A 23,860-nucleotide genomic window follows, 5' to 3' on the forward strand; every position below is an offset into this window, starting at 1 on the left:
GGCCTAGAGCCAGCTTAAGAGAATAAAGAGATGGAAAAGTGGAATTAGGCGTTCATGATTTGACGCAATTCATTACCTGACAGATGGTATTGGCGTGGGCAGTTGCGCCAAGTGGTCAGCATGCGGCGGTATTTGGCCAACATCGGCATTTGGCTGTTGAAATGGTGTTCGCCTTTATCAAACTGAGGATAGAGACCTTCAGAGTCCACTAAGAAACGGACGTAATTGACCAACTGTGCTTCGGTCGCCATATCAAAGCCTAGGAATGTCAAACGGCGTTGGTCTACATCTTTGCGTGCAGCATCGTCCAGCATTCTGTTGGATTCTTGCATCGCATGGTACATCTCCATGATGTCGATGATTTCACGACACTCGGTTTCAGGCAGGCAGCCAAACTCGCGGTTCAGTTCACGCATGTGTAGCTCATAGCCACGCTCAACAATCGATTGTAAGCGCTTGTATTTGTTTGCGTTATTAGGGTCGAGTTGTGACATAAGGAAATATTGGTTCGATAGGATCAAACGCTGAGCGTTGGTCATTTCCATGTAAAGCCTCACTTCAAATCAGAGTTATTATTTTGCTGATTTAAGGTTAACAGCATTGGTGCAGAGTGAAACATGATCTCAACACGGTTTTAATAGTGAAAGCACAAAAAAACAGCATGCTTAATGATGATAGTGGTTGTACAAATAATCGCGATCGGAAAAAACGCGCAGCCACTCAGGGCGGAATACGGCCAAAATGGCGAGTGCCATGCCATTCAGCAGGCCTTCAGGGAAGGCGAGTAGCGGAACAAAAATCAAATAGTTGTCGGTGATTGTGATCCAGTCATAAGCGCCTAACTGCCAGATATAAAGGGAGTTAAGCAACAGATGCAAACTGCCGGTAACGCCGGCATTAAAAAAGCCAGCCACAAAAATAAACACGAAGATGTTTCTCGGTAGGTAGTGATAGCTCAAGGCAAAAATCGAGTAACTGATCAAGATTGGCAGCAAACTCGACAGCAGTAGATATTCTGGTAAAGCGGCAAAACTTATTTTGCCAAACAGTGCGAGGGCGGCGCTGACCGGCAGGGTGAGAATAAAAGCGCTGCGCCAACCATACATCATGGTCAGTGTGGTTAAGGCGAGAAAATGAATGCTCAATCCTTCTTTGACACTGGCTTGTGCCGACCAAAGCAGAAAGAGACCCAGCATCACAAAGTAGGTGAGATGTTGGAAGGATTTGTCATCCCGAAACTTCGGCCACAGCGCGTGTTGGGTATCTTTTCTGACCCAAAACAACACGATGAAGAGAATGATGGTCGAAGCGATTTGTGCGAGTTCCAATTGCGTTACCTAAAAAAATACCAACCTGAGGTTGGTATTTTTTACGATAACGTCGAGAGGATGAATCAATATTTTACGTTTGAGTGATATTGCTCAAGGATCGCTACGATTTTATCCATGGTTTCTTTGCTTGGCGGATTCACTCCTTCCAGTGGATATTCTTCACCCATGGCTTCCCATTTGTGCGCGCCAAGTTTGTGGTAAGGCAGCAGCTCAATTTTCTCGATGTTTTCCATGTCTTTAATAAACTCACCCAGTTGATGAGCAGATGCTTCATCATCGGTGTAACCTGGAACCACCACGTAACGCAACCAAGTTTTTTGACCAATTTGATGCAGGTAGCGCGCAAAATCTAAGGTGCGTTTGTTAGACACGCCAATCAAATCTTGGTGGATCTCATCATCCATCTGTTTGATATCGAGCATCACCAAATCAGTCACTTCCAACACTTCGTCAATCACAGGTGTGAATTTACGCACGTAGCCATTGGTGTCTAAACAGGTATGAATACCTTCGGCTTTCGCTGCGCGGAAAAAGTCACGCACAAATTCGGGTTGCAGCATGGCTTCCCCACCAGAGCAGGTGATGCCGCCACCAGAAGCGTTCATAAAATGGCGATAAGATTTCGCTTCTTTGATGATTTCCTCAACCGTGACTTCACGACCCGTATGGGTATCCCAAGTGTCTCGGTTATGACAATACTTGCAGCGGAACAGGCACCCTTGCAGGAAGACAATAAAGCGGATTCCTGGGCCATCAACAGTGCCACAAGATTCGAAAGAGTGAATTCGACCAATGGTAGACATGAGCGCTTCTCAGTTATGTAGTTTGGCCGTTATTTTATTACAAATAGCAGGGATTAAATAGGTTTATCTCCCTGATAATTGGTCGCATCACCAGTGACAGCAAGGGCTGGTGGGCATTTGGACTCTTTTCTCCCTTCTTTTCATCCTGCCCAGTGGTGCTCTTATGTATCCGACTCTCTTGGAGACGAACAATCAATTTCAGTGAAAAATGGGTAAGTTCGGCATCCTAGGTCTAAACTTTTGCTATCCATAAGAAAGAGTATCTGTTGTCAGTGGGCAAGCTGGCAAACTGAACAGTGCAGTGATGCAGTATTTAAAAAGGAAGTGAAAAGATGGATGTCACGCAACTTTCACAAAAGCAAAAAATCACCTTATTTATCCTTGTACTTTGCTTGGGCTTCATCGGGTTAGCGGTTTTTACTGCGCAAAGTTTATCTAAGATGAACTCGCAGTATCAACAAAGTGGTGATGTGACCGCGGGCTCTGCGGCTTTATTTGCGACTCAAGCACAGCTGTTTGAATTAGCCGCTGAGCGTGAACATCTCTCGTCAAACAAGGTGTCTGAGATTAAAACGCGCTTGGCTCAGCTAATGCAGAAAGTGGAAGGGGATAAGCGCTTTCTTGCCGAGAATAACTTTGCTAATGAAGGTAACGCCTTACAGCAAGCGGTGCAGGCTTTTAATGACGATATGCAGCCGTGGCTTGAGATTAAAGGCGAGCTTGGTTTTAACGTCGATGATGGCAAGCTGGCCGATCTGAAAAAACTGGCGGCGACTATAGAAAAGAAAATTGATGAAACTGGTATGGTAACCATCAATTCCGATTTTCAAGCCATGATCAAAGCCCAGCAAAATTACCTACTACAACCGAATGAACAAAATTTGCGCTTATTTAATCGGGCGTTAGCGGGTTTTGTCAGCATGTCGCAATCCTACGCCATGCTCGATCTGTATAAAGCGGAAATTGAGCAGTTTAAAACCACATTTTTGCGAGTCAGTGAGCTGTCGCAGCAAGTCAAAGATATCGAAAAAAACTTACTCAGTAGTGAAGCAACAGCGCAAGGTGTGATTGAATCAACCGCGCAGCGTCTAGAAGAGGTGAGTAGTCGTTATCAATCGTTAGCTGAGAAAGCGGGCGAGCAAACCTTGCTCTCCATTTTAGTCGCTTGCGTGATTCTGGCAGTGTTGACCGTATTGCTGTTTATGATGGTGAGTTTCTCGCTATCTAAAGCGTTAACACAGATAGGCCGCGTATTAGAAAAGCTCTCTTCTGGCGATCTCTCTCAGCGCTTAGCTCTGACATCCAATAAAAAAGATGAGTTTAATCAGTTAGCGTTTGCGGTGAACAAGAGTTGTGAAAACCTCGGCGGCTTAGTGCATGTCGTGCAAGATCGTAGTGTGGCATTGTCAGGGGATGCTGTGGCGCTCAATCAAGCGATTGATAATCTGGTACGCGGTCAGTCTGATGTGATGGATCAAACCCAAAGGCTCGCGTCAGCAACCGAAGAGGTCAGTTTAACCACGCAGCAAGTCTCTCATTCTCTCGAAGTGGTCGCCAATGTGAGTAAAGCCTCGACTTTAGCGGCTGCGGAAGGCAGTAAAGTTATTAGTGCTGCGATTGGCTCTTTGCGTGAGGTCGGGAGTATTTTGCAGTCAGCCGCCAGCCATATTCAGCAGCTAGAACAAGCTTCCGCCAAAGTCGACTCAGTGATGGACATCATTAACGGTATCGCAGAGCAAACGAATTTATTGGCACTCAATGCGGCGATTGAAGCTGCTCGTGCGGGTGAGCAAGGACGCGGATTTGCGGTTGTCGCCGATGAGGTGCGTAGTTTAGCCGTCAGAACGGTGAATGCGGTGAGCGAAATTTCCGGCACAATAGAAACTATGAAAAAAGAGAGTGCGGAAGTGATTTTGTTTATGAACCAATCCGAGCAGACCATGGAAGAGGGGCAAAGCAAAGGCAATCAAGCCATGCAAGCGTTACAGCGAATTACCCAAGGGACGGATGAAGCCGCATCGCAAACGGAAAGAATTTTTTCGTCGATAAAAGAGCTGTCCGCAATCAGCCAAGCAATGGCCGAAAGCATGAGCCAAATTTCGAGCGCGATGCAAGCGTTGGAGTCGTATAACACTCAACTGCGCGTGACCAGCCGTGAAGTTGAGACACGCGCAGAGAGTTTAGAGCATGATTGCCGACGCTTTACGTTGTAGAGCCTCGATTGTCCAAGCTAGAAGAAGGCGTACAGCGCCACGTTACCGGTACCGCTAATCGACTCTTTATCTTCTTTAAATTCAGGAGTGTTAGCGGTAAAGGTTAAACTGGCCCCAAAACTACGAGCATACATAGCAAAACCGACCACAGCGGTGGCTTGCCATGGCTCAACATGCACTTGGTAATACTCGGCGGGTTGATCTAAGCCATTCAGCGGTCTGTCACCTTCAATCGTCACATCGTTAAATCGATAGCGACCCTCGATGCCGGTGAACACAAACCAGCCTTGGTTGGATGCCCCAATCATGCCGGGGGTAAACGGATTCTCAACCGAAATTTGGGCTGCGCCAAAGTTGTTTTCTAAATCGGTTCCCCAGCGCAACATGAGTCCAGAGGAAAGGTCACTGCGAAAGTTGCCGATATTGGCTTCAGAAATATTGGCCAGCTCTAACTCTGTACCGGCTAAAGCATGGTAGCGACCCCAGTTAAAATGGGAGCGATAACCTAGGCTACCCACCAATTGATCTTCCACTTGGTATGCCCAGCCATTGGGCTCATCGGATTTCGTAATACTGTGCACCAATTTTTGCGCTTCTTCTGACAAAGCGCTTTCCCCTGTCATCCCTAAGGTGAGATTGAAGCGTTGTGCTTGTTGTGGATGTAGGCTGAGGTAATTGAATTCAGTGTGTAGATAACCTGCATAAGGGCGTTCGTTCGGCTGTGGTTTGGTCAATTCAATATCAGAAGGCGTCCACATTTTATGCCCGAGGGTGAATTCCCATTTGTCCAGACTGGGAGCGCCCCAAATGGATAAACTGAGCGGTTTTGCAAGCCAATAAGGGGTAATGGTGCCAGAGGTATAGCTTAGGAAAAGGCCATTAGTGTAGTTTTGATCTACCCCGAATACACCGTCGTTATCGATGCTCAGGGAGAAGGTTGAAGTCTGTGCCGCAGCCGCGTAAGTGCTGATGAACAGTAAAGGTAAATAGCGAATCGATTTCATGGTTAGCGAACTATGTCTCGGAGAAATAAAACAAAAGCTCATTAATCATGAGCTATTGTGGCGAATAAACCTAGTAGAGAAGAACACAAATGTGTCGTGAGATACAGAAATAAATCCTGTTGCGCGGAAAAACAAAAAGCCCCGTCGAAACGGGGCTTTGAAGAGGCTTACTAAATCTTATAGCGATTCAGTGAAAGTACGAGCGATAACGTCTTGTTGCTGTTCAGCAGTCAGAGAGTTAAAGCGCACTGCGTATCCAGATACACGGATAGTTAGTTGTGGGTACTTCTCTGGATGCTTAACTGCATCAAGCAGAGTGTCACGGTTCAGAACGTTAACGTTCAGGTGTTGACCACCCTCGATGCCTGCTTCGTGGTGGAAGTAACCGTCCATCAAGCCAGCTAGGTTCGCACGCTGTGAGTTCTCATCTTTACCCAGTGCATTTGGCACGATAGAGAAGGTATATGAGATACCGTCTTTCGCGTGAGCAAATGGCAGTTTACCGACTGAAGTCAGAGACGCTACCGCACCTTTCTCGTCACGACCGTGCATTGGGTTTGCACCCGGTGCAAATGGCGCACCTGCACGACGACCGTCCGGTGTGTTACCTGTCTTCTTGCCGTATACCACGTTTGACGTGATAGTCAGGATAGACTGAGTTGGTACTGCGTTACGGTAAGTTTTCAGTGAACGAATTTTGTTCATGAAACGCTCAACCAGTTCACAGGCGATGTCATCAACGCGTGAATCGTTGTTACCGAATTTTGGATAGTCGCCTTCGATTTCAAAATCGATAGCTACACCATCTTCGTCACGAATTGGTTTTACTTTCGCGTACTTGATAGCAGACAGTGAGTCAGCCGCTACAGACAGACCTGCGATACCACACGCCATAGTACGGTATACATCACGATCATGCAGCGCCATTAGAGCCGCTTCGTAGCTGTACTTGTCATGCATGTAGTGGATAGCGTTCAGTGATGTGACGTACTGTGTTGCCAGCCAATCCATGAAGTGATCCAGTTTGTTCCATACATCGTCGAAGTCGAGCACTTCGTCGGTGATCTTAGGCATTTTTGGACCCACTTGGATTTTCAGCTTCTCGTCCACACCGCCGTTGATAACGTATAGCAGTGTTTTAGCAAGGTTAGCGCGAGCACCGAAGAACTGCATGTGTTTACCAATAACCATTGGTGATACACAACATGCGATAGCGTAGTCATCATTGTTGAAGTCAGGACGCATCAAGTCATCGTTTTCGTACTGGATAGACGAGGTATCGATAGACACTTTCGCACAGAACTTCTTGAAGCCTTCAGGCAGTTGCTCTGACCACAGGACAGTGATGTTTGGCTCTGGAGATGGACCCATGGTGTACAGTGAGTTCAGGAAGCGGAAGTTAGTACGTGTTACCAGCGTACGACCGTCTAGACCCATACCACCCATAGATTCGGTTGCCCAAATTGGGTCACCAGAGAATAGCTCATCGTACTCAGGAGTACGTAGGAAACGAACCATACGCAGCTTCATGACGAAGTGGTCGATCATTTCTTGCGCTTCAACTTCCGTGATCTTGCCGGCTTTCATGTCGCGCTCAATGTACACGTCCAAGAAAGTAGAGGTACGGCCAAGAGACATTGCAGCACCGTTTTGAGATTTCACTGCCGCTAGGTAGCCGAAGTAAGTCCATTGGATTGCTTCTTGTGCCGTTTCAGCTGGGCGAGAAATATCGTAACCGTATTTCGCAGCCATCTGTTTCATTTGGCCAAGCGCACGGTGTTGTTCTGCAATTTCTTCACGCAGTTGCATGGTCATTTGCAGATCTTCGCCGTTTTCAAATTTTTCCTGCAGAGACTTGAACTGAGCCAGTTTGTCTTTCATCAGGAAGTCGATACCGTACAGAGCTACACGACGGTAGTCACCGATGATACGACCACGGCCGTAAGCATCTGGAAGACCAGTCAGAACGCCAGATTTACGACAAGCCAGAATTTCTGGAGTGTAGATGTCGAATACACCTGCGTTGTGCGTTTTGCGGTATTCAGAGTAGATTTTTGAAACTTGTGGATCCAGTTCACGACCGTATGCTTTGCATGAACCTTCCACCATACGGATACCACCGTTAGGGATGATTGCACGTTTCAGTGGAGCATCAGTTTGTAGACCAACGATCTTTTCAAGATCTTTGTTGATGTAGCCAGCGTCGTGAGCTGTGATGGTAGAGATAAGAGAAGTGTCGAAGTCAACAGGAGCGTGAGTTGAGTTTTCCTGTCTGATGCCTTCCATTACTTTAGCCCAAAGCTTGTTGGTCGCTTCAGTACCTTCTGAGACTAGGAAAGATTCGTCGCCTTCGTACGGTGTGTAGTTCTTTTGAATAAAATCACGAACGTTAACTTCGTTTTGCCAGTCACCTGCCGCAAAACCTTCCCAAGCTTTAGCAAATTGCTCTGCCATGACATACCTACCTTTATGAGTAGAAAAAACACGCACTGTTTTCGCCGTTGAGCCAGCTATCCCCGAGGGGAGCAGTACACTCTTCAATAACGATATCCAAATTCACACTGTGACTATTTGAATATGGATATCGCTATTAGTTCCTTTAATGTAGCCACTCTACGCTAAAAATTTTTCGTAAACCTTAAACTAAATCAATAAAAGTTAAAAAATTAAAATAAAGTTTGGGTAGCGCGGTCAGCGCTACCCAAATCAAGAATGGTGATTACAACCAAGCTTGCAGACCGTATTGGCTTTCTAACATGCCAACAGCAAGCATAGCAATCAAACAGATGATTAGCACACCGCCCGGGATCACAACTTTATCGATGAAGGACAATTTTGCTGCGCGCTCTTTGTCACCAATCAGACCGTTGTTGTCCAGAAGCATAGTCAAAGCCCAAGCCAGTACAGGGTTTACTACCGCTGAACCGAAAATACAGATACCTGCTGCTTGTGAATCTTTGGTGTTTTTGATCATTTGCATACCCGCTTCCAGCAGAGGTAGGAATACACCGACTAACAGAGCACAGCGCATAACTGGTGGCCATACTGCTGCATCCATTGGGAAGCCAAGAATTGCAATCGTCATCACCAAACAGCCAAGGATGATGGCACCGCCTGGAATTGGGCGTTTCGCAATCGCCGCTGGGATCATGTATGTACCCCAAGAAGAGGTGATGTTACCGCCACCCAGCGCTGTACCCACCATTTGACGGATAGAACACATAGTCATGGTGTCATCCACATCCATCAGTACTTTTTCAGTACGTTTTGGATAGTTCAGCTCTTGGAAGATACGGTGACCTAGGAAATCGGGTGACCACATGGCAACCGCCAAAATTGCAAATGGCAATGAAGCGATGAAGTGTTGTAGTGTTGGCATACCCAACATCCAACCTTGCTCAGTACTGCCCCACCAGTAAACTGGGTTCAGGTTTGGCAAGCCCATTTGGGTTTCAAATTTCAGGTCAAAACCCGCACCCAAGGCAAGCGCAATCACAAGGCCAGTAAAGGCACACACCGGAATCGCCAACCAGCGCAAGTTAAATTTAGCCAGTAGTGCGTAAATCACGATGTTTACACCCAGTACCACTAAACCAATGTAGCCCATGCTGCCTGCCGCAACGTCGGCAGATTGCAAGCCAACGGCCCATTCTTGTATCGATGTGATTTGACTCATCGTCCCGGTAAAACCGAGGAAGATAAGCAAACCGCCTGCTGTACCCTCAGAGGTGAGGTTGACCAGTTTGGATCCACCTTTGAAATAGCTGAGCAAAAGACCGAAAACGCCAAGGAGGATAGCAAGTGCGAGAGGGTGTGCGCCGGCCAGAGCGATAGAGCCAATCAGAGGAATCATTGGACCGTGGTTGCCAGCGAGGTTGGCACGAGGGTTTAAGAAACCTGAAGCAATCACACAGAAGAACAGCGCAGGGAAAAGCATTTCTACGCGAGCAACTTCGATAGCAAATTCTTTGCCCAAGTTAATATGGTCCCACGCTTGAGTCAGGCCGTCAGCCCAAGACATCATTACTGCGGAGTACATAGAGATAATGCCGATGGTACCCGCTAGTGCAGGAACTAAGTCTTCCAGCTCAAAGCGGAAATCTCGCCCAGGTAAATTGAGACCAAAGCGGCGTGGCTTCATGATTTGCAGTTCATGATCCAGATATTCTGAGCGAGTTGCAAACTCAGACGCAGGACGGTGAAGCTCCCGGTAGCTTTTCGTCTCAATGTCTGAGCGCTCTTTGTTCATAACGTCTGACATATGATTCCTCATATTTGTAAAAGTAAGTAATTCAGTGGTGAATACTGTTTAATTGCATGAATAAAGAAAGTGTTGAAGCGTTTCTGACACGAGTCAAATGGGCTACTTCTAACACAAATACTGATCATTATGATGACCTTATATTTGTGGCGAGTTTAACGTGCTTATCAATAAGGGCGATTGATCTTGATCACTTTACGAATAAATATGAAAGAAAACTACACATGCCTAGTGATATCAGACACATAGGGGGCATTTGCTTTGAAATATTTTTTCATCTTGCGAGTTTTATTACGCTTTAAAACGTTGAAAAAGGCCCAGAAAAATGCACGCTTTGCTAACAGTAGAAGTCAGAATGTGTACCGAATGTGATTTTGTTAAAAATTTATTAATAAAATTATTTGGCAAAAATGACTATTTATTAACCTCTTTAGGTTCATGTTATTTATCGCTGCAGATAAACGGTAAATCAGCGAGTCCGCGTGAGTATCGATAAATTAAGCGATGGGAGTGCAAGATCAGAGTCAATGCTGGCATTGTTTTCAGTAAAAAGAGAACAAGACGAATTCACTTATATTTGCATTTGTGTGCAAATTAAATCGCTATTCAGTCATATTTGATGGGTTAATAATTTGTTGCGCGGCTCTGGGTTGAGTGTTAGCTTGTTTCAAAAATGAACAGTGAAGTTCATCGATATAGACAGGGAGCGTTAGCGCATGACGGATGTACCCGCGCTTGAAATTAAGAATTTACACAAAACTTTTGGTCAGAATGAAGTGCTGAAAGGCATCTCTCTTCAAGCACAAAAAGGCGATGTTATTTCCATCATTGGATCGTCAGGTTCTGGCAAAAGTACTTTTCTTCGTTGTATCAATTTATTAGAAACTCCCACTGCGGGTGAAATCTGGGTCAAGGGCGAACTGATCCAGATGAAAACCACGCGTCAAGGCACAGTTCAGCCCGCCAAAGAGAAACAAGTGCAGCGCATCCGTTCGCGTTTAGCCATGGTGTTTCAAAGTTTTAATCTTTGGTCACACATGACCGTGCTTGAAAATGTCATTGAGGCTCCGGTACACGTTCTCGGGGTGCCCAAAGCGCAAGCTATTGAGCAAGCTGAGCGTCTACTGCGCAAAGTTGGTTTATACGAACGTAAAGACTATTACCCTGGACACCTTTCGGGTGGTCAACAACAGCGTGCGGCGATCGCTCGGGCTCTTGCCGTAGAGCCTGAAGTCATGTTGTTTGATGAGCCGACTTCAGCACTCGATCCTGAACTCGTCGGTGAAGTACTGGGCGTGATGCGAGATCTGGCAGAAGAAGGTCGCACTATGTTGGTTGTGACCCATGAGATGGCGTTTGCTCGTGATGTCTCAAATCATGTGATGTTCTTGCATCAAGGCAAAGTAGAGGAGCAGGGTAAGCCTGAAAAACTGTTTAAAAACCCTGATTCTGAGCGGTTGAAGCAGTTTATTTCGTCTATTTATTAGATGGGCAAATCGAGAGCATCTATGGTTTCGAAAGATGAGGTCGTCGGTTGCTATGGACACGGTGGTTACCGATAAGAATAGTGCGCAGTCGAACCTGAGTCTCAAAGAGTGAATTTAAAGTAACACATTGATATTAAAAAAATAGTAAACACAACATTAAGACAAACAATCACAGGAGTATGGATATGAAAAAGTGGTTAGTTGCGACAGCATTAATTGCCACAACAATCAGTGGGGTAACGCAAGCCAAAGAATGGAAAACGGTGCGTTTTGGTATTGAAGGCGCTTATCCTCCGTTTAGCTGGACAGAAGCTGATGGCTCTTTGAAAGGGTTTGATGTGGATATGGCCAATGCGTTGTGTGCGGAGATGCAAGTGGAGTGCAAAATCGTGCCACAGGATTGGGATGGCATTATCCCTTCACTGTTAGCGCGTAAGTACGATGCCATTATTGCAGCGATGTCGATCACTGAAGAGCGTAAAAAGAAAGTGGATTTCACTGGTAAGTACGCTCAGATCCCGAACAAGTTTATTGCTAAGAAAGGCGCGGATTTAGCCTTCACTAAAGAAGGTTTGAAGGGCGTGAAAATTGGTGTGCAGCGTGCGACCACTCACGATAAATACATCACTGACAATTATGGTGACACGGTCGATATTGTGCGTTATGGCTCGTTTGATGAAGCGTATTTAGACCTTGCCAATGGCCGGATCGCCGCAGTATTAGGGGATGCCTCCGCATTAGAAGAGGGCATGCTCAACAAACCCGGTGGTGATGCTTATGAATTTGTTGGTCCTTCACTGACAGACCCCAAATGGTTTGGCGAAGGTATGGGCATAGCGGTGCGCAAGCAAGATAAAGAGCTAACCGAAAAACTCGATGCGGCGATTACGGCACTGCGTGAAAAAGGGATTTATCAACAAATACAAGCTAAATACTTCAAGTATGACGTTTACGGTGAATAAAAGCGCTTCTTATCACTTCGAGTTGCCGTCCACAGGACGGTAGCTTGAAATCATGGATTCGCGATTAAAGCTCACTGTATTTCGGGTTGTTGGCACTCGTTCCTGATGTCACCAACAACACGTAATCCAACTCAGGGAACGAGTCATATGCTGGATTTACAAGGCTATGAAGCCTCTATTCTGAAAGGCGCGCTGCTGACTATTGAAGTTGCCGTGCTGTCCCTTTTGCTAGCGATGCTGCTAGGCATGTTAGGCGCACTCGCTAAAATGGCACCCTACCGCTGGGCTCGAGCCATTGCGACACTCTATACCACTATCATTCGCGGTATTCCGGATTTAGTACTCATGATGCTGATTTTCTTTGGTGGGCAGATTTTACTCAACAATGGTCTCAGTTGGTTTAATGAGTTCATCAACCAATGGCTGACAGCCCGAGATCCGAATCATGAATGGGTCGCCTATCTGCCCGACTATGTAGATATCAGCCCTTTTGTCGCGGGCGTGTTAACCATCGGCTTCATTTTTGGGGCTTATATGGCGGAAACGTTTCGTGGCGCGATCCTTGCCGTCGATAAAGGTGAACTCGAAGCGGCGAAAGCTTACGGCATGAATGCTGCCATGAGCTTTCGGCGAATTTTATTACCGCAGATGATTCGCCATGCTATTCCTGGCTTTGGCAATAACTGGCTGGTGCTGCTGAAAACGACCGCTCTTGTCTCGATCATCGGCCTTGAAGATATGGTACGCATCAGTTCGCTGGCGGCTGGCTCGACCAAAATGCCGTTTACCTTTTATATGGCGGTGGCCATCATCTTTCTATTTTTTACCAGTGTGTCGACCGGTTTGCTCAAGCTGCTAGAACGTAAATTCAGTATTCATACGAGGTAAAGATGGACTTTTCTCTGATTATCGACAGTTTACCTATTTACCTAAGTGGACTTTGGACCACTGTCTGGCTCGTGAGCCTTTCACTCGTCATCGGCTTGCTGTGCGCCATTCCGCTGGCGATTGCCCGAAATAGCAAGCAAAAATGGTTCAGCCTTCCGGCATGGGGATACATCTATTTTCTGCGTGGAACGCCACTCTTAGTGCAGCTTTATCTGATTTATTACGGTATGGATCAGTGGTTTCCGGTCAAAGATACCTTATGGGAGCATGCTTGGTTCTGTGCTTTGGTGGCCTTTATCTTAAATACCTCGGCCTATACGGCGGAAATTATCCGTGGGGCGATCAACGGGCTTCCGAAAGGTGAAGTAGAAGCTGCCAAAGCTTATGGTATGAGCCGTTTTCAAACTTACCAAAGAATTATTTTACCTAGTGCGCTGCGTCGTTCCTTACCTGCTTACAGTAATGAAGTGATTTTTATGCTGCATGGCAGTGCCGTAGCCGGGATCGTCACCATCATGGATTTGACTGGCGCGGCACGATTAGTCAATTCTCGATATTATGCGCCATTTGAAGCATTTTTGAGTGCAGGGCTGTTTTATATGGCGCTGACTTTCATCATTTTGTGGTGTTTTAAACAGGCGGAACAACGTTTTCTTGCCTACCTAAAGCCTCGCAGCTAAATAAAAAATCCCCATCAATATCGATGGGGATTTTTAAGTAAGCCGTCAGAGCACTCGATTACTTGAATGTTGCCCAGATAGGCGCATGATCGGAAGGTTTATCGATCGCACGTAACTCATAATCGATGCCTGCTTCTTGGCAGGTTTCAGCCAGAGTTGGTGTTGCCAAAATCACATCGATTCGAAGCCCACGGTTGTCTTCAAAGCCGCGTGAGCGGTAATCAAACCACGAAAATTGGTCACTGACGTCAGGATGCAATTGGCGGAAAGTATCGACCAATCCCCAATCTAAAAGCGTTTGTAACCACTCACGCTCTTCTGGTTGAAATGAACATTTTCCTGTTTGTAACCAGCGTTTGCGGTTGGCTTCGCCGATACCAATATCCAGATCGAGTGGGCTGATATTGATGTCACCCATAACGACCAGACGCTCTGAATTACTGCGGTGTTCACGCAGATAGGTCATCAAATCACGATAAAACTGACGTTTGTAAGGAAACTTGGTTTCGTGTTCGACGTTGTCACCTTGTGGGAAATAGCCATTGAGAATGGTGGTCTTTTGCCCATTTTGATCAGCGAATGTCGCCATGATCATGCGCTTTTGGTGTTCTTCATTGTCGGTTGGAAAGCCTTTGATCACTTCGACAGGCGTTTGTTTGCATAAAATGGCCACACCGTAGTGCGCTTTTTGACCGTGAAAATAGACTTGATAGCCCATGGCCTCGACTTCTTGACGAGGAAACGCCTCATCATGGACTTTGATCTCTTGTAGGCCAATCACATCAGGTTGATGCTTGTCGATCAACGCTTGCAGTTGATGCAATCTGGCTCTGAGTCCATTTATGTTGAAGCTGATAACTTTCATTGCGATTCCTTTTGGTTGACTTGGGACTGATGTTATCACCTAAGCTCGGGATCTCAAGTCCGGCGAATTATTGGTTTAATAGTGAACCAACAAAGTAAGAAAAAATAAGATCCGAAAAAGTGGGTAGGAAAATTGCGCGGCTGTCGTTTGAACAACAAACTCTCGTCGGGCAGTTTAAAGTGAACTGAGGCCAAGCGTTGTCAGACGAGAGTTACTCGTCTGACAGGGGGGCGATGGTTTGTGGTTGAATACTGGGTGATACTGCAGTGTCTGCCAGTTTTTGTTCAAAATCGCGTTTGACGATCTCAAGCGCAGCAAGCGCTATGTGGGGCTCAATTGCATGAGACTCTAATAAATAGATAAGATCGACCGCGAGTTTGATCTCATCAGAGGCTTCATTCAGTGGAATCGATGGAGTCGACATTTACGCTTTTCTCTCTTGAGTGGTAATTCGTTTCTCAATTTTTATTTTTGCATCACGGCAGCGGTTGAGTCGCTGCTCGGATTGCAACAGAGCTTGTTGAGCCGCCGCTTTTTCTGTTGCCGAGGCTTGTTCAAGCAAGAGGGCTTTATCACGCACCAAATCCATCAAACGTCGTTCCCAATCTTGATGTTGAGCCAGCTCCTGAGAAAGCTCATTAATGGTTTTTTTAAAATAAGCGTGTGGTCTCGGTTCGTTACGGCGCACATTTTGAGTTGAAAGCTCACGAGTCAGTGCGGCGATTTGTGCAAGTAGCCGTTCAGATAAATATTCCGCGCGCAATGCCGTCAAACGTCCACTCTCTTTTTCACGGATTAAGGCTTGCAGCGTTGAATGAGCTTCTTCAACACAAGGTGTTAATAGCTTTCCGTGGCAATGGAATAACACCTCATCAAATAATGGGCGATGATGTTCACCACGTTGACGGTCGAGCTGGGCGGCAGAATGCTTGAGCTCGTTGAGAATCGTATGAAATTTGCTGTAGCTCTCCATCATCCCACCCACCATGCGTCATAAGCTAATTTTCCCGCCAAAATCGTGACCACTAAAATAAATAGGGGACGGATAAACGGGGCTCCAAAGCGAATGGCTGAATGAGCTCCGACGTACGCTCCCGCCATCAAACAGACTCCCATGGTCAAACCCAACAGCCAATCAATATGGCCGAGTACGGCAAAAGTCACCAGTGAGGTGAAATTACTGGTTAAATTCATAGCTTTGGCAAGTCCCGAAGCCAGTAGGATATTGAAGCGATACAGCGCCATTGAGCTGACCGTCCAGAACGCGCCAGTGCCAGGACCCGCTAAGCCATCATAAAATCCTAGCCCTATGCCTTGCAGGATCTGCTTGCGATGCAATTTAGGGCATGGTTCCGGCGTGACACTTTGTTCCGTTTGATGGGGGCGATGCAAAACCGTATATAAAGCCGCAGCCAGAATAATCAGCGGGAGTACTTTACGTAGCCAATCCGTGCTGATCGCATCAACGGCCAAGGTGCCCAGTATGGCGCCAATCAAGGTTGCAATAAAAGCGCGTTTCCAACATGCAGGATCAAAGAGTTTTTGACGATAGTAAGTCCATGCCGCGGTTGATGAAGCAAACGTCGCAGCTAATTTATTGGTTCCCAAAGCCAAATGAGGCGGTAAACCTAGCGAAAGTAGTGCTGGTACGGTCAACATTCCGCCGCCGCCTGCGACCGCATCGATAAATCCGGCAATAAAAGCAACAAGAGCCAGCACCATTATCGTGGTGGGTTCTATCCATTCCATCAAAAGCGCAATCCTAATTGTGGTGAGTTAATCGTTATTATCAGTATTCAATCGTGCGCTTAAAGGGCGGTAAGGCATCCAACAACGCTTTTCCGTAACGCTTTGATACTACCCGCCGATCAAGGATGACCACTCTACCAGAATCCCGCTCTTTGCGCAGTAGACGTCCAACAGACTGGATGAGCTTTTTGCTGGCTTCAGGAACGGTAATTTGCATGAAAGGGTTACCGCCCAGCTCTTGAATATATTCGGCATGTGCTTGTTCTACCGGAGAGGTTGGAACGGCAAAGGGGATTTTGGTGATGATCAGATTTTCGAGGAGTTCACCGGGCAGATCTAGACCTTCCGAAAAACTTCCAGTGCCAAATAAAACACTGGTTTTCTGTTTTTCAATCAGCTTTTTATGTTTATTTAGAATTTCTGATCGAGATTTCTCACCTTGCACCTGCAGTGCCCAACCACGTTTTGTGAACTCGACTTTTAAAGACTCTGCCACTTCACGCATTTGCCAATAAGAAGCAAAGAGGACCAAATTGGCTTTGTCAGCTTGCAGATAACACAATACTTTTTTGGCTAAATAGGCGGTATAGCCCTCGGCTTGTGGCTCCATTTCCATTTTTGGGATCAGCAATTCACCTTGCGTAGGGTAATCAAATGGCGAGGCTAAAGCTAAAAATTGCACTCCATCTTCCGCTTTGTCACTGATCCCAGCTTGCCGACAGAAGAAGCTGAATGAATTTAATGCTCTTAAGGTTGCAGAAACTAATATCGCGCCCACACAGCGGCTCCAAAGCTGCTGATCCAGTTGCCAGCCGATTTCGAGTGGCGAAACACTGACTAAATAGTCACCTTCGCGTTCAGGACTGACTTCAAGCCAGCGTGCTAAAGGTGCTCCCTTATCTTTGTTAGGTTTTGCCATTAGTTGCCATACTTGGGTCAAGTTTTCTAAACGTTGTACGTAAAACCCCAATTCGCCCAACGCAGGTTCAGCAATGCGTGTTGCAAGTTCGCCTTCTTTTACTTTTTCAGCAATTAAATCAGCTACTTTACTCACAGATTGCATCGCTTTTTGTGATGACTTACTAAGTGCTTGTGACTCATCAGCCAGCCATTGTGGTAACTCGCCGTGCTCAAAACGGTAAATTCCCTCAACAAATTGTTCCGCCACAAACTGTTTGGGTAATTGATTCAAAGTCGGGATTAAGTACTGTATCGCCGTGCGCGCCTCTTCAGCGAATCGCTCGGCACGTTTTTCATCACCTAGAGCGGTGAACTTGGATAAGGATTGATTGAGCTTTTCTAGCCAGCTCGCAGCTCCTTTCAATGTCGCGGCTGCCGATGCATGTTCGCGCGCGACCGTAGGGAGATGGTGCGCTTCGTCAAAAACATAAATCGTTTCTTCGGGGGCGGGCAGGATAACGCCCCCGCCTAAATCCGCGTCGGCCATCACTAGGCTATGGTTAGCAATAATCACATCGGCCTTATCCAGTTCTGAACGTGCCTTCTGAAATGGACAGTGACGATGAGCACTAAAGCTGCCATTACAACTATGTTTATCGCTGACAATGACTGACCACAATTCATCACTAATCGGGCTTGGCCAGCCATCGCGGTCACCATCCCATTTCCCTTGGCTCAGGGCAGTATGCAGCTCTACAAGCAGCTCTGTCTCATAAGGTTTGGGTTTACTTTCAAATAGCGCGATTTGCCCATCATCAATCCCACAGGCTGCGGCTAAACGTTCACTACAACAATAACGTTGACGGCCTTTCGCAAGAATAAATGAGAAGTTTTGATCACTGATCCTGCGGTAAAGCGGTAAGTCTTTATTGAGCAGTTGCTCTTGAAGAGCCACTGTGGCTGTGGAGATCACGACTTTCCGCTTATTGACCACCGCCACAGGGATAACCGCCATTAAATAGGAGAGAGACTTTCCTATGCCTGTTCCTGCTTCTGCCACTAACATTCGAGTCGATTTGTGATAAGTCCCACAAAGGGTTTTGGCCATCTCGGCAACTAGGAAATTTTGAGCGCGACGAGGAATGAAATTTTCCAATTGATTTTGTAGGTTTTGATAACTGTTGCGAATGGAATCTTGAATGTTTTTTGTCAGCATAGAGGTGTCCAAAGTGCGATGGCGCGATGGTAGCACAGATCACTGAGTGATACCTACTTCACGAAATCGTATGCTTTTAATAGAAATCTAGATCTTGTTCACAAATAAAAACTGAACCTTCAGAGACTTAAATTTATTTTGTTTTATAAAAAATATATAGCTCCAATTCCTAGGTTTGATTTTTATTAATATCCTAATTTCGCCATTTAAATGTTAATTTTTGGAGTTTTATTCTATTTTTCTGTCGGGTTGTAATCCTGTGATTTCGTCTGTTTTTGTTAAGAACTAAGCCGAAAAAAATCATGAAATCAATGTAATTTATTGAATTTTAATATTTTATGTTTTTTTTCTTTGTTTTTTTTATGGTATTTGACATGCAGAATATTCTTTTGCAATCTTAACCACGAATCTAATGGCGGTGGTGACCAAACAAAGAGTTGGAAAACCACCTTCAAAAAACAGGGAACCGGACAAGGAATTCCCACATTAAGAAAAGGCAGTGGATTAACATGAAAAAAACTCTATTAGCACTCGCAGTGCTTGCAGCAGCAAGCTCTGTAAACGCAACTGAAATTCTAAAATCAGATGCTGGCACAGTTGATTTCTACGGTCAGCTACGTACAGAATTGAAATTCTTAGAAGATAAAGATCCAACAATTGGTTCTGGTTCTTCGCGCGCTGGTGTTGATGCAAACTACACCGTTAACGATAGCTTAGCGTTACAAGGTAAAGTGGAATTCGCACTAAAAGACAGTGGCGATATGTATGTTCGTAACCACATTCTTGGTGTAAAAACTAATTTTGGTAAGTTTAGCCTTGGCAAACAATGGACTACATCTGATGATGTATACGGTGCTGACTACTCTTATTTCTTTGGTGGTACAGGTCTTCGTTACGGCACACTGTCTGATGCACTACACGATTCTCAAGTCAAGTATGTTTACGAAGCTGACAGCTTCTGGGTTAAAGCTGGTTACGGTTTTCCAGAAGATAATGCAAAGCAAGAGCTAGCAGAACTGTATGTAGGTGCAACATTTGGTGATTTGGCTGTGCACGCTGGTGGTGGTCAAAACCGTGATAAAGCATTCAAAGTTGGTAGTAATACGGTTGGCACAACAACCACAGATATTAAAGCTGACGTAACAAATAGTTACTTTGAAGTGACAGGTGAGTACACTATTGGTGATGCACTGATTGGTGTTACTTACTACAACGCAGAACTAGATGTAGAAAATAACCCACTAGTGATCGATGAAGACGCTATTTCTGTTGCTGGTACATACAAAGTTGCTGACAAGACAAAGTTGTATGCTGGCTATGAGTATGTGATGCAAGAAGCGAACACTGGCGCAGATGAAGATGGTACTCTTGTTTACCTAGGTGTTGAATACAAATTTGCAAGCTGGGCTCGTGTATATGCTGAGTATGGCTACGGCGATGGTACAACTCTGGGTTACACCAACAAGGGTTCTGACGCAGAAGTTAAAGCGACGAAAGTCGACAGCGCTAATAACTTTGGTATCGGTGCTCGTATCTACTGGTAAGATCTCGAACACGTTTATTGAGAAAGCCCGGCTGCTGCCGGGCTTTTTTATTGTGATGTGCAAGATAAGTGATTATTGTTGTTGTGTTTATTTTTATATGAAACAAGGTAGTTAGATAATGAAACTTAACCCACTGATTTTAGGTCTTCTGTTGTCATTTTCAGCAGGTCACTCATTAGCCGATGTAGTATTAAAAGTGCCAGAAAATATTGATTTACTTTCTGTAAATATGCAAAAACCAAAATCTGAAGGCGGATTATTTGGTGATAAAACGATTATGCTTAAAGATGGCACGAACCAGATTGTGTTTCGTTATATTCCTACTTTCGATGATGGTGACGATGTTAAGAAGGTATATAGCGATACAATTATTGCAAAATTTGAGAGTGAAAATGCCACTCTTCACTTTAAGATTCCTAGTTATCGCAATATAAAAGAAGCAAATGAGAAAATTCAAACAATGGAGTGGCAACTTGTTGACGAAAAAGGGCAATCTGTCGCTCTAGTAGAAGACAAACTACTCAATCCAGGTGTTCAATGGGGCAGAAATTACAGCCAAGAAGCTACAGAATATAACCAAAATGGAGGGGTTGCTGCGATCGGATACCTGAAAGTAGTTACTAATGAGGCTCAGCTATCTGAAAATACGACACAAGTTATTATGAGCGAAGCTTCTCAACCATTAGAAGTAGTCGGATCATCAAATAACCTTACTCAACTTCAACTTTGGTATAGCAAAGCCTCAAAAGAAGAACGCAAAGCGTTTAAGAAATGGATGGTCGATCAAGAATAAGCGAAAGCCTGCGCATGCAGGCTTTACTCTATTATCCACAGCACTTTTTATATTTCTTGCCACTACCGCAAGCACAAGGGTCGTTACGGCCTTGTTTGATGGCGGTGGGAAATTCACCTTCAATATAAAACCAACAGTTATTTTCTTTTAGAAATCGAGAGCGCTCTTCAAGGCAAAACACTTTACCCTCTTGATCAAGAAACGCTTTAAAGTGAACAAAACCTTCGTTAGGGGTTGAGCCAATTTGGGTCGAAATGATCTCAAGGCGAAGCCAATGGCTATGTACCGATTCGCTAATCGCATCACGCTCATTACTGGCTTGGCAAGAGGGATGGTATGTTTCAATCACAAACTCAACATTCTTTAAAATATGGGCACTAAAACGTGCTCGCATCAGCTGTTCAGGAAGTTGAGCACTGTGAGGATTGAGATGAATAGGTTCGCAACATTGCGAGTAAGGTTGAGTATTTCCGCAATAACAGGACATAGAAAAGATAAACGTTGAGTAGGTAGATGGAGTTTATCGGCCCGTAAGCGTAATTACCAGTTTAGGTTTGTACACCAAGAAGATCGGCTGTCCATTTGACGGCTTCGATATAGCATTCTGTTGGTGCCTCGTTTGGAAGGTTAAGTGCTTGTCCAAGAGTCACAACTTGCCCCCAATCCGCCATTTCATAAGCTTTATTCAATGCCAATATTTGCCCTAAAGTGCCACTGCCTTGAGTTAAGGCCTGTTTGACTTCTTCCTCGATGGGCATTTCTTTCACAATGGAATCAAGAGACTGATCAAGTAGGCTGTCTAGCACAGAAAACATACCGGTTAGAAATCCGGTTCCGGGGGCAATGTTTGCCGGCACTCGTTCACTGAGCATTTCGCAAAAGCGGGCGCGTAGAATGGCAAGATTATAAAGATAGTCTGGTTTGGAATCTTGTGTTGAAGCAATCGCAACGAGCGAAATGAATTTACGGAGTTTCTGTTGCCCTAGATAGACCAGCGCTTGACGGAAAGATTGGATTTTTGAACTCACTGTTGCTGAAGAGTTTACGAACGTGAGTAGCTTATATGAAAGAGAAATGTCTTTGGCGACAATCGTTTCAATTTCACGAAAATCAACTTCGGGTTTCGCGACTTCTTTAAGTAGTTGCACAATGGTCAGAAAAGAGGGTTGCAGGGCTTTGCGCTGAATAATTTCAGGCTTACTAAAAAAGTAACCTTGAAAATAGTGGAAACCCGCTTGCTTGGCCTGTTCAAACTCTTCGTAGGTTTCAACTTTTTCGGCCAGAAACTCAATTTTCATGGAGCGCAGTTTATTGATAAAGAGCTTGGCTTTCGGGATAGGCACGAGACGAATATCAAATTTGATAATCGAGATATAAGGTAGAAATGCTTTCCAATCATTGCTTGGGATAAAATCATCCAGTGCAATTTTGTATCCGAGCTGAGCCATTTTTTTGATAGCACTGAGTAGTTCAGGGGTTGGTGGGCAATCTTCAAGAATTTCGACAACCAGACTTTTAACCGGAAACAGCGTGGGCACCATATTGAGTAAACTTTGATAAGGGAAGTTTACGAATCCAAGAAGATCACCCAGAGTGCTGTAGTGTGCGGTCAAGAAATGATCGGAAAGGAGGCGGCTAGTGGCTTCCTCGGGATCGATGTCTGGAAACGTGTTTTTAGGCCCATCACGAAAGAGAAGTTCGTAACCGATGGTGCTTTTTTCACGATCCAATATGGGTTGTCTAGCGACATACGAGTACTTCAAAGATTTACCTATTTTCGGGTTGTTGTTTCTTTTGTCAGTATTTTAAGGGTTTACCGAGATAAGTATTGGTCAAGAACATGGTTATTACTAATTGATTACTCAATATTTATGAGTGGTCTCGACAATAATGAGTAGCCAGTTAGTTTAGAATAGACCAAGATCGAGCTTTGGCTATACCAATCTCCTAACACAATCCGTGTTTTGAGAGTCTGGTCATCGGTTTGAATGGAGTGAATTGCAGGGCGGTGTGTATGACCGTGAATCATTAAATCTACGTTATATCGATACATAACCGCGATGACTTCGCTGGGTGTAACATCCATGATCATCATGGACTTATGTTGTTTGTCATCTCGTATGTCTGACTGTATTTTGCGGACAAGCTTTTGCTTAAGTGCAAAAGGAAGAAGTCCAAATAATCGCTGTAACCAAGGCTGATGTACTTTGGCTCGAAATGCAAGGTAGCGTGTATCTTGGGTGCAGAGTGTATCTCCATGCAGTACGACGGCTTTTTGCCCATATAAGTCGATCACGGCTTCATCCGGTAACAGCTGTACTCCTGTTTGTTGAGCAAACCGTTTCCCAACCAGAAAATCGCGATTTCCTTTAGTGAAATAGCATGGCACACCTTGTTGAGTCAGTTGGCGAAACTCGGATTTAATCTGCTCGGCAAAGGCGGTTGGGTCATCATCTCCAATCCAAAAATCAAATAGGTCGCCAAGGACATAAAGTGCATCTGCTTGGATGGCTTCTTCGCGCATAAATTGAATGAAGGAAGCGGTGATATCAGGATGCTTGGGGGAGAGATGAAGATCGGAAATAAATAGTGTATGCATGTTTCACAGCAAAAGGAGCGCCTAAGCGCTCCGAGTAAAATTAAGCTTCGATAGTGGTGCCAGTGATCACCACTTCCTCTAGAGGGACATCTTGGTGCATGCCATAAGAACCGGTGCTCACGCCCTTGATCTTATTAACGATGTCCATGCCTTCAACCACTTCACCAAACACGCAGTAACCCCAACCATCACGACTTTCAGAACGAAAATCGAGGAAAGTGTTGTTATTCACGTTAATGAAGAATTGTGAGCTCGCTGAGTGAGGATCCATGGTGCGCGCCATGGCAATCGTACCCACTTTATTGCTCAGACCATTATTTGCTTCGTTACGAATAGGATCGCGAGTCTCTTTTTCACGCAGTCCCGAGGTCATACCGCCGCCTTGAATCATAAAGCCGTCAATCACACGGTGAAAGAGAGTGTTGTCATAGAAACCTTCACGGCAATATTGCTCAAAGTTTGCGCTGGTTACTGGCGCTTTTTCAAAGTTGAGCTGAATTTTGATGTCACCAAAATTGGTATGCAGGGTGATCATGAGTTTTACCTTCGCATTTATCCATTGAGA

22 protein-coding genes are annotated in these 23,860 nt (G+C 45.2%); 7 read left to right on the forward strand and 15 right to left on the reverse strand.

Going from position 1 to position 23,860, the window contains the following annotated elements:
- Positions 1 to 44 precede the first annotated feature (44 nt).
- The 3 genes from GOU96_RS10380 to pflA form a co-directional block, all read right to left on the reverse strand.
- Entirely contained in the window at positions 45 to 545 is a 501-nt protein-coding gene (locus GOU96_RS10380; RefSeq protein ID WP_267782391.1) for a YfbU family protein, read from the reverse strand.
- A gap of 120 nt (positions 546 to 665) precedes the next feature.
- Positions 666 to 1,328 (reverse strand): energy-coupling factor ABC transporter permease, encoded by a 663-nt coding sequence (locus GOU96_RS10385; protein WP_000417706.1) that lies wholly within the window; start codon positions 1,326 to 1,328, stop codon positions 666 to 668.
- Between the two features lie 65 nt (positions 1,329 to 1,393).
- Complete coding sequence (pflA, locus tag GOU96_RS10390; RefSeq protein WP_000103941.1) at positions 1,394 to 2,134, reverse strand: pyruvate formate lyase 1-activating protein; 741 nt, start codon at positions 2,132 to 2,134, stop codon at positions 1,394 to 1,396.
- Between the two features lie 332 nt (positions 2,135 to 2,466).
- Here pflA and GOU96_RS10395 point away from each other — a divergent pair, with 332 nt between their 5' ends.
- Positions 2,467 to 4,347, forward strand: a complete 1,881-nt coding sequence (locus tag GOU96_RS10395; RefSeq protein WP_071180383.1) for a methyl-accepting chemotaxis protein — start codon at positions 2,467 to 2,469, stop codon at positions 4,345 to 4,347.
- A 17-nt stretch (positions 4,348 to 4,364) separates the two neighbouring features.
- Here GOU96_RS10395 and GOU96_RS10400 read toward each other — a convergent pair whose 3' ends face one another.
- The 3 genes from GOU96_RS10400 to GOU96_RS10410 all read right to left on the reverse strand — a co-directional run bounded on the left by GOU96_RS10400 (position 4,365) and on the right by GOU96_RS10410 (position 9,612).
- Positions 4,365 to 5,351 carry a lipid A deacylase LpxR family protein gene (locus GOU96_RS10400; RefSeq protein ID WP_071180382.1) on the reverse strand — a complete coding sequence of 329 codons (987 nt, stop codon included), beginning with the start codon at positions 5,349 to 5,351 and terminating at the stop codon, positions 4,365 to 4,367.
- A 177-nt stretch (positions 5,352 to 5,528) separates the two neighbouring features.
- On the reverse strand, positions 5,529 to 7,805 hold the full coding sequence (gene pflB, locus GOU96_RS10405) for a formate C-acetyltransferase (protein WP_001960206.1): 2,277 nt from the start codon (positions 7,803 to 7,805) through the stop codon (positions 5,529 to 5,531).
- A 265-nt stretch (positions 7,806 to 8,070) separates the two neighbouring features.
- On the reverse strand, positions 8,071 to 9,612 hold the full coding sequence (locus GOU96_RS10410; RefSeq protein ID WP_001286252.1) for a DUF3360 family protein: 1,542 nt from the start codon (positions 9,610 to 9,612) through the stop codon (positions 8,071 to 8,073).
- Between the two features lie 716 nt (positions 9,613 to 10,328).
- Here GOU96_RS10410 and GOU96_RS10415 point away from each other — a divergent pair.
- The 4 genes from GOU96_RS10415 to GOU96_RS10430 all read left to right on the forward strand — a co-directional run bounded on the left by GOU96_RS10415 (position 10,329) and on the right by GOU96_RS10430 (position 13,629).
- Positions 10,329 to 11,099 carry an ABC transporter ATP-binding protein gene (locus GOU96_RS10415; protein WP_000133012.1) on the forward strand — a complete coding sequence of 257 codons (771 nt, stop codon included), beginning with the start codon at positions 10,329 to 10,331 and terminating at the stop codon, positions 11,097 to 11,099.
- A gap of 185 nt (positions 11,100 to 11,284) precedes the next feature.
- Positions 11,285 to 12,061, forward strand: coding sequence for an ABC transporter substrate-binding protein (locus tag GOU96_RS10420; RefSeq protein WP_000759076.1), 777 nt, complete (start codon positions 11,285 to 11,287; stop codon positions 12,059 to 12,061).
- 147 nt (positions 12,062 to 12,208) lie between these two features.
- Positions 12,209 to 12,949 carry an ABC transporter permease gene (locus tag GOU96_RS10425; protein ID WP_071180381.1) on the forward strand — a complete coding sequence of 247 codons (741 nt, stop codon included), beginning with the start codon at positions 12,209 to 12,211 and terminating at the stop codon, positions 12,947 to 12,949.
- Positions 12,950 to 12,951: 2 nt separating this feature from the next.
- Entirely contained in the window at positions 12,952 to 13,629 is a 678-nt protein-coding gene (locus tag GOU96_RS10430) for an ABC transporter permease (protein ID WP_000347798.1), read from the forward strand.
- A 58-nt stretch (positions 13,630 to 13,687) separates the two neighbouring features.
- Here the strand turns inward: GOU96_RS10430 and xthA are convergent, their stop codons facing one another.
- The 5 genes from xthA to dinG all read right to left on the reverse strand — a co-directional run bounded on the left by xthA (position 13,688) and on the right by dinG (position 18,359).
- Positions 13,688 to 14,494 (reverse strand): exodeoxyribonuclease III, encoded by an 807-nt coding sequence (gene xthA / locus GOU96_RS10435; RefSeq protein WP_000864798.1) that lies wholly within the window; start codon positions 14,492 to 14,494, stop codon positions 13,688 to 13,690.
- 211 nt (positions 14,495 to 14,705) lie between these two features.
- On the reverse strand, positions 14,706 to 14,918 hold the full coding sequence (rsmS, locus tag GOU96_RS10440) for a pleiotropic regulatory protein RsmS (RefSeq protein ID WP_000106922.1): 213 nt from the start codon (positions 14,916 to 14,918) through the stop codon (positions 14,706 to 14,708).
- On the reverse strand, positions 14,919 to 15,467 hold the full coding sequence (locus GOU96_RS10445; RefSeq protein WP_324701959.1) for a primosomal replication protein: 549 nt from the start codon (positions 15,465 to 15,467) through the stop codon (positions 14,919 to 14,921). It lies immediately after the preceding gene.
- Positions 15,467 to 16,243, reverse strand: coding sequence for a sulfite exporter TauE/SafE family protein (locus GOU96_RS10450; RefSeq protein ID WP_001906857.1), 777 nt, complete (start codon positions 16,241 to 16,243; stop codon positions 15,467 to 15,469). The genes GOU96_RS10445 and GOU96_RS10450 overlap by 1 nt, the downstream gene beginning before the upstream one ends.
- A gap of 40 nt (positions 16,244 to 16,283) precedes the next feature.
- On the reverse strand, positions 16,284 to 18,359 hold the full coding sequence (gene dinG, locus GOU96_RS10455) for an ATP-dependent DNA helicase DinG (protein ID WP_267782380.1): 2,076 nt from the start codon (positions 18,357 to 18,359) through the stop codon (positions 16,284 to 16,286).
- 509 nt (positions 18,360 to 18,868) lie between these two features.
- Between dinG and ompT the strand changes: the two genes are divergently transcribed.
- Together ompT and GOU96_RS10465 are read left to right on the forward strand one after the other, a co-directional pair.
- Complete coding sequence (gene ompT, locus GOU96_RS10460) at positions 18,869 to 19,903, forward strand: porin OmpT (RefSeq protein WP_001960194.1); 1,035 nt, start codon at positions 18,869 to 18,871, stop codon at positions 19,901 to 19,903.
- A gap of 118 nt (positions 19,904 to 20,021) precedes the next feature.
- The gene (locus GOU96_RS10465) at positions 20,022 to 20,696 is read left to right on the forward strand and encodes a DUF2057 family protein (protein ID WP_000773947.1); all 675 of its coding nucleotides are present in this window, start codon (positions 20,022 to 20,024) and stop codon (positions 20,694 to 20,696) included.
- A gap of 31 nt (positions 20,697 to 20,727) precedes the next feature.
- On the opposite strand, the gene GOU96_RS10470 is transcribed toward GOU96_RS10465, so the two are convergent.
- From GOU96_RS10470 to GOU96_RS10485, 4 genes are all read right to left on the reverse strand, one after another.
- On the reverse strand, positions 20,728 to 21,183 hold the full coding sequence (locus GOU96_RS10470; RefSeq protein ID WP_076024745.1) for a YchJ family protein: 456 nt from the start codon (positions 21,181 to 21,183) through the stop codon (positions 20,728 to 20,730).
- 61 nt (positions 21,184 to 21,244) lie between these two features.
- Positions 21,245 to 22,459, reverse strand: coding sequence for an EAL and HDOD domain-containing protein (locus tag GOU96_RS10475; RefSeq protein WP_057554791.1), 1,215 nt, complete (start codon positions 22,457 to 22,459; stop codon positions 21,245 to 21,247).
- A gap of 95 nt (positions 22,460 to 22,554) precedes the next feature.
- Positions 22,555 to 23,295: a UDP-2,3-diacylglucosamine diphosphatase gene (gene lpxH / locus GOU96_RS10480; protein ID WP_000557001.1), complete on the reverse strand. Its 741-nt coding sequence runs from the start codon at positions 23,293 to 23,295 to the stop codon at positions 22,555 to 22,557.
- 40 nt (positions 23,296 to 23,335) lie between these two features.
- A complete protein-coding gene (locus GOU96_RS10485) occupies positions 23,336 to 23,830 on the reverse strand; it encodes a peptidylprolyl isomerase (protein ID WP_000631302.1) in 495 nt (164 codons plus the stop codon).
- Positions 23,831 to 23,860: the final 30 nt, after the last annotated feature.

Origin of the sequence: Vibrio sp. R-1 (assembly GCF_035615595.1) — a bacterium.
GTDB classification, from domain to species: domain Bacteria; phylum Pseudomonadota; class Gammaproteobacteria; order Enterobacterales; family Vibrionaceae; genus Vibrio; species Vibrio cholerae.